Raw genomic sequence first — 1083 nt, 5'->3', positions numbered from 1 at the left:
CCAGCGTTAATTCTGAATGTTTCCTCTGCAGGCGCTTGAGTTCGGCGCTTGCCTCTTCAATGGCGTGGGCTTCGCTTGCGTAGGTGTGGCGTAGCCGCTTGGTGTTGTCGCTGCTGCCCACCAGTACCTCTTTGCGTTCCGCTTCGTCCAAGTCGCTCCAGTAGGCGAGCACGCCGGTGAACTCTTCACGGTCGGCGATGAGATAGCGGTGGGTGTCGCCTACGCCACGCTTGAGGGTGAGCATGGGGATGGGCGTACCGCCAGCGGTCACGCCGCCGTTCATGGGCATAAACAGCAGGTTGCCGTTTTTGGCCATGCACAGGGCGTCGTAACGTTCTGCCAGACGGTGCAAAAAGTGCAGGTCGCTTTCGTCGGTTTGGTCGATGTGGTCGATAAAGATGCCTGCCAGCGCATTGGCGATGTTCGGGGCCAAGCCAAGTCGGCCAGCTGCGGTGGCGACGATCTCTTCGAGTGTTTTTTCGTGGTAGCTTTCGCAGCGTTTGGCGGGGTTCTCTTTGCGTAGATCCGCGCTGCGGGCACGAATGGTGAGCACATCCGGGGCGCCTGAGTGTTCAACCTCATCCACCGTAAAGCTGCCGCGATCCACCAGGGCTTCGCCTTCCCAGCCTAGGGCCACGGTGAGTATTTTTCCGCGTGGGGGAATGGCGAGGCGGCCGTCGTGATCTTCCAGGGTTAGGGTGAGTTCGTCGGTGGTGGTACCGCGCCGGTCGGTGATAGTGAGGCTTTGCAGGCGGCCGGTGGCAGCCATGCCGCCGATGGCGTAGGCGGGGCGTCGGGCGGGAATCATGCTTACACCAACCTTGGCACGGCGCGCAGGGCCATGCCTGCCAGCGGGCCGAGCATGGCCAGCAGGTTGCCGTTATCGTCTTCTACCCGGTGCATCACCATATCAAAATCTATTTGCTGGGCGGCGCCGTCGCGCATTAAGGCGACCTTGCGCTCCTTTATGCTTTCCATGACAAAAAAGCCGTAGTTTTTGCCGGTGCCTTCGATCAATGGCCAAGCGTGGCCTTGGCTGGCCATGTCGCGCAGTTGATCCAGGTGGGGCTGGCCACCGGTGAA

The 1083-nt window shown here is 60.9% G+C and carries 2 protein-coding genes; both read right to left on the bottom strand.

The window, feature by feature from the left end:
- A partial coding sequence (locus QT231_RS24200; RefSeq protein ID WP_308339324.1) for a contractile injection system protein, VgrG/Pvc8 family occupies window positions 1-808 on the bottom strand: 808 nt, incomplete at its 3' end.
- A 2-nt stretch (window positions 809-810) separates the two neighbouring features.
- Window positions 811-1083 (bottom strand): phage tail protein (locus QT231_RS24195; protein WP_308339323.1); only part of this gene is annotated, 273 nt, incomplete at its 5' end.

Origin of the sequence: Halomonas sp. SpR1, from assembly GCF_031010175.1 — a bacterium.
Classification (GTDB): domain Bacteria; phylum Pseudomonadota; class Gammaproteobacteria; order Pseudomonadales; family Halomonadaceae; genus Vreelandella.
The sequence above is the reverse complement of the archived record's forward strand: the minus strand, read 5'-3'. Positions and strand labels throughout refer to the sequence as shown.